A 5,740-nucleotide genomic window follows, 5' to 3' on the forward strand; every position below is an offset into this window, starting at 1 on the left:
TGTTCATAACTGTGGCATCTTGGTTTATACCTCCACCCATTAAACTGTCATGACTGTCGCAACTGTCTTTTGATTTGGCACCCTTGTTCATAGCTGTTGCAGCTTTGTTTATACCTCCAACCGTTAAACTGTCATGACTGTCGCGACTGTCTTTTGATTTGACACCCTTGTTCATAGCTGTTGCAGCTTTGTTCACACCTCCACCCATTAAACTGTCATGACAGTCTTTTGATTTGACGCCCTTGTTGTTCATAGCTGTTGCAGCTTTGTTCACACCTCCACCCATTAAACTGTCATGACTGTCTTTTGATTTGACACCCTTGTTCATAGCTGTTGCATCTTGGTTTATACCTCCAACCGTTAAACTGTCATGACTGTCTTTTGGCTTGACATCACTTTTGTTCATAGTGGCAGTAGCATCACTCATTAAACTGCCATGTAACTCGTGTCTGTTTAACGGATCAGGTTTACCTCTGGGACGCAAACTGATTTCCTGCCTTTGATCATGTTTGCTCTTTGTCTCTGGTACCGTTGAATCAGAAACATTGATCAACTGACTAAGCCCGGTTTGTAAACTCTCAGTCACTGCTGCAATGATTTCCTGGTGAGGCAATACTCCTTCTTTAGTTTCTTCGGGCAGGGGCAAAATAGCGTGTTGCTTGCCTTCGGCTTCTACCCGTTTCATAAAAGCGTTGTGAAAGTAGTAAGCGTATACCATCAACAGTTCCAGTACCAACACCACCGAAAAACCAATACCCATTCCCAAGTTCCGGTAATAATGGTTGGTGCGGCTACGTTGCTGGTACCCGGCTTCAATCCGGACAATTTGCTCCGCTTGTTGTTGCTCAAGCGTTGCTTTTTCTGCTTTGCCCGCCCGCAGGTTTTCCTGTTCGGCTTTGGTCAGCCCCCAGCGCCTGAGCTGAGGGTCTACCGACAGGCTTTCGAGCCCGGCAATGGTCTTGGCCAGTTGTTGCAAACGTGCCTGGTGGTCGGTTTTTACCCGTTGGATTGCCTGATTTTTACTTACCGCAATGGTTTTACTTTCGTTGGTTTGGGCATCGCCAATGAGCGCCCCACCCAAGGCACTGATCAGCAACGAGGCAAACACCAGCAAACTTAGGTACAGCCATTGCACCAAAGGTACTGCTTTGCCATTTGCCCGCCGATAAAACACATCGGTGGCTTTTTCTTTCTTGCCCCATTCGAGTGCCCCAAAAATCACTAACAGGCACACCAGGGTAAGCCCCAGTAAAAGTGCCGTGGTAATACTGAGCGACTCCATGTCCAGGTGTTGAGTAGCAAGTAAAGTTGCGGTAATGAGGGCAAGGACAACTGATACCGGATGATAAAATGCCCTGAATCCTTTGCTGAGTTTAAACCACACCAACCGCCTTTCGAGGTAAGATTTGCCCTCCATATAATGCTGCGCCTTTTCATAGTAGTCCTTCCATTTGGCCACTTCGTGTTGTTCATCGTAAGGGTTTTGGGTGGTAAGCCGGGTAGCAGAACGTGCCTGTTTGATCTTTTGTAATAGTTGTTGAGAATTGTTCATAGTAAAGATAGTTGGTAGTGAATCAGTAGATTACATCATATTAAAAGGTATTGTAATAGGCTAAACATCAATAATAGATGTTATTTATTCAAATGTAATCTTTTGATAACTACTTGCAAATAAAAAGCATCAAAATTTGATGTGTAGCAAAGAAAAAGCAGGTATTTTAGCCCCATGGAAAAACAAGACTTACTAAAAATGATTAAGCATTTGCGCACCAGTGAGGGGCTTACTCACCAGCAAATGGCCACTAAATTGGGGTGGGGCAAACAAACTTATGAACGGATTGAAAATGGGCGCACTCAAAATGTGGGGCTGGACGACCTTATTCAGATTGCCGGAGTATTTGGGCTGACAGTAGTGGAGCTCGTGAATCAGGCGACCCCCGAAGGAACAGCCAGTGCTTTACTCAAAGAAGCCATTACTCTCTTTAGGGAAGCCCAAACCAAAGTGGAGGCTGCGGAACAAATACTAGAGAAGCTATCAAAAAATAAATGAGTAATACCAATAAAAAAAACCTTCGCCTGAAACAAGCGAAGGTTTTTGCATAAATAAATAATCAAACGATTCTTAATAGTGGTAATTTACAAACGGATACAAGAAATTATCAAAATTGTACTTATCAAATAAATGGACTCTTTTAATGTACATATATAGTACTCCCATTTATTCAAGCGATTTATTAAAATTGCCAAAATGATAATTTATTTTTTTATACCAAAACGAGGTCTTTAGCCTAAAAGCCACCTGCTACAGCAGCAAAACCTGCACAGTTGTTTTTTGGCGCTTGTCCGGAAATATCTGTTTCCGGTACAGGCAAACCAAGCCATTCCAGACCACAGGTGAATCAGTAACTTATACAAACAGTAATGCTTTAGTCCTGAATAAACACCTGCGGTAAGGTGGCTGCTTGCTTTAAAGCCAGGCACAGAAGTACCATAAAGCCTCAAATCAAGCAGTTTGATGTATGGTTAAGAAAATAACTCTGGGTTTCTTTTAAGCCTGTCCCGCCAGCGGGATTCTGCTGGCAGTCAGGCCGAGTGATGCTAATGCAATATGAAAAATAGGTGGAGCCTTTGCTCTAATGATATGTCGTAAGCAACATCAAACACTGCCAGTAAGCAGGCAACGTTTGATCTCCCGAACGAAAGAACCCTTATGTTGAGTACAATCTTACCAAACTTTCACCAACATTCAAAATTCTTTTAAAAAAAATATTCACTGTCAAATAAGCGAGTATAAATACCTATTTTAAACGCAAAAAAGAGAATTTTTAAATTTTTTCTTGCTTGTACTATTTCTTGTTTATAACATTGCAAAGTCATTAAGAAAACAACGACTTAATGACATACCTGACAACGATGATCTGAGTTTAGTTGAATGTGAGAGTCAAATAATGTCATTGATAAGTTTATCTAATGCAAGTTTGACCCTTGTAATACTTTTGGGCAAAGGTACACACATAGTATGCCTTTGCCTTTTTCTCTATACCGACAGGTAAACAACATTGTCAGCACAAACGACTGCTTATTAAATAGAAAGAAATTATTTACTTAAATCGACAAATGATCAAATGAAGCAAACAACACTATAATTCCCTCAGCGGCTTGTTCAAGAGAGGCAAGCAGTATTTTCAATCCCTTCATTCACCCTGGTGTCAGTCTGGCAAACCTATTTGCCATTATGTAACGATGACTACTCAGGGTAAGCAAACGCACGAGTAAATGCTTCCTGGTATAGCTTTCGGTAAGGTGGTGTGTCCCTTTGGGCAGGCAACTATACGGCATTGCTGTAGCCATACAAAAGAGGACATTCTCTCAATATTTAAAGATCAAACATCAAAGTAAAAAATGAAAAAGAGGAAAAAAAGAGTTACCCCGCACACAAGAAAAAAGGTAACGGTATTGCAAAAACTGAATGAAAGTGACATTCAGCACTTTACCATTACCGATCTGAAACACCTCAATGGGAGTCTGTTTTATCAGGACTTTCAGCCCCGGTATCCCAAAAAACTCTCCGTTCGTGAGGTTGTCTTTGAAGGCAAAATAGTCTCCTTGTTTGAATTTCCGGTCAGTTTTGAGGAAAAAATAGAATCCAAGATCACCTATCATTTCCGAAGAAAATCGGACAATCTAAAAGGACAACATGGGAAAGATTAGGTGGGTAAAAATACACTGCTAACAAAAAAACTATAAGAAAGATGATACATCATTTGTCGCATACCTTGTGGGCAAACCCACCAATGCTATGGCTGAATTTACAGGCAATACTGAGTACTCCACCTAAAGACATCAGCCATCATGAGTAGAGAAAGCATCACTGAACAACACAAACGCGAGGCAAGGCTCCTTGCCCGGCAACGGCAAAAAGGGCTACGAAACAAGGTGAGGGTGCAGGTAGACCATAATACCTGGATTTACCTGCCCAAAAAACTTGCCCGAAGTAAACGAAAACTTAAAGCTTACCTGGTGGCTAGGGCAGAACGCATTCGGGATAAGAAAGACCAGGAAGAACAAGCCAAGGCAGGACGCATTGCCAGAAATAAAGCAGCGGCCAAGGCCAGAAGGTTGAAGAGAAGAAGTAAAAAGTAATCCACCATTAAAAACAGATTTATCATCACATTTTAAATATATGTATCTAATGAATCATCAAACATCATTACCTGTCAATTATAAAAAACACATGAGGTTCGATATGACAGCCCTCATTGAAAACAACATCAGTATCAAAACTGATGAATATGTCATTCTGGACTGGGCACACGACCTGGCATGCGATGGCAGTCACCCTTCGGTGATGGAGGCTGGGATAGAGTACTTTGAACTAAGCGTGGAAAAATGCCTTCAGGAGTTGCCCACGCTGGGAATTGACAGCAAACGAGGTATACAGAAAAAAATTGAAAGGTTAGTAAGACAAGGGCTGCTGGTGTCTCACCCCCACCAAAAAAACATAGGGGCATATTACGGATTCACTTCCAAAGCCAAGAAGCTCTTTACTCATTTTGGTCTGCTGGATAGCACAGATACATACGAGATTAGTGAGCAGGCAAAGGTGGTATCTCAAATGCTTGTACAGATTGACCCAACTTCTCTCCTTCTCACGCTGGGGGATCAACGCTACGAGAAATTAGTCGGTATGCTGGCCGATGACCTAATGGGGCAACAACCTATAGTACCTGCCAGGTACGCGCAATTGTTACCAACATCAACTGAAGACTCAAGCGATGGCGTTGCTACTCAAGGGTCTTATGATCCGGAGCACATTGCCGAAATTCTTGAAAACAAGTTGGCGGCTGTAAAAAAAGAACAAAAGAAAGTCCTGACTTTGGCTCAGTAGGAATAATAGAGAGAGGGAGATTTTTGAGTCACTGGGTAAAATCAAGATCAAAATTCACCTCCCTCCCTGATCACTTGCCTTGGGTAATTTAGGCAAGTGATTGCTCAAAAAGTAAGCAAACCAAAAATCATAAACATTTGAATCACTAAATTTAATTTACCTGAATATGTCATCTAAAAACACCATCAATTATAAACACCACCTCAGCCTTGACTTTCATAACCTTGTTAAAAATCAGGTCATACTCAGGGCTGATGAACACATCATTCTTGCCTGGGCACATGATTTTGCCCGCAGTGGCCATAACAAGTCCATCACCGAGGCTGGGGTAGAGTACTTTTGGTTCAAGGCAGAAAAATGCCTCAATGATTTACCTTCCCTGGGAATTACCAGCAAACGGGGCATACAAAAAAAGTTTGAAAAGTTAGTCCACGGCGGTTTTTTAGTGCCTCATCCCCGTCGTCAGAGTGTAGGGGCTTACTATGCGTTCTCCAAAGAGGCAAAACAGCTATTTGCAAACTCAGGCATTCTAAGCGGAATTGATTTAACCAAATTAGCCCAAACACAAGAGAGGTTAGCCACCTTGTTTACCAAACTTGATCAAAAAGGGCAGATTGACTATGAACAATTGATCACCCTAATCACCGAAGACTTGTGTGGGGATGGTATAATTGATCATACCAGGTATGCAAAAGTGTTCCAGGCAACTATGCACGATCGTTCATACAATAATAGAATTAATAATAATAGAATTAAAAATAAAACCTCTACTCTCTCTAAAGAAAAAGAAGAAAAAGAAATTTTTGAAAGTAAAGAACAAATATTCACTGCTGTGCAAGAAGAAGAGAAGGA

General features: G+C 41.5%; 4 protein-coding genes and 2 pseudogenes. 5 read left to right on the top strand and 1 reads right to left on the bottom strand.

Annotated features, from left to right (window positions below; all coding sequences use genetic code 11):
- Positions 1-1,552, bottom strand: a pseudogene (locus Q0954_RS32440) (hypothetical protein); the annotation flags it as partial.
- Between the two features lie 174 nt (positions 1,553-1,726).
- Between Q0954_RS32440 and Q0954_RS32445 the strand changes: the two are divergent.
- From Q0954_RS32445 to Q0954_RS32465, 5 genes and pseudogenes are all read left to right on the top strand, one after another.
- A complete protein-coding gene (locus tag Q0954_RS32445; RefSeq protein ID WP_299465692.1) occupies positions 1,727-2,050 on the top strand; it encodes a helix-turn-helix transcriptional regulator in 324 nt (107 codons plus the stop codon).
- 1,352 nt (positions 2,051-3,402) lie between these two features.
- The gene (locus Q0954_RS32450; protein ID WP_299465696.1) at positions 3,403-3,711 is read left to right on the top strand and encodes a hypothetical protein; all 309 of its coding nucleotides are present in this window, start codon (positions 3,403-3,405) and stop codon (positions 3,709-3,711) included.
- 141 nt (positions 3,712-3,852) lie between these two features.
- A complete protein-coding gene (locus Q0954_RS32455; protein ID WP_299465699.1) occupies positions 3,853-4,143 on the top strand; it encodes a hypothetical protein in 291 nt (96 codons plus the stop codon).
- A gap of 49 nt (positions 4,144-4,192) precedes the next feature.
- The gene (locus Q0954_RS32460) at positions 4,193-4,888 is read left to right on the top strand and encodes a hypothetical protein (RefSeq protein ID WP_299465702.1); all 696 of its coding nucleotides are present in this window, start codon (positions 4,193-4,195) and stop codon (positions 4,886-4,888) included.
- Between the two features lie 166 nt (positions 4,889-5,054).
- Positions 5,055-5,740 (top strand): annotated as a pseudogene (locus Q0954_RS32465) (hypothetical protein); the annotation flags it as partial.

The organism is uncultured Microscilla sp. (assembly GCF_947493425.1).
GTDB lineage: Bacteria > Bacteroidota > Bacteroidia > Cytophagales > Microscillaceae > Microscilla.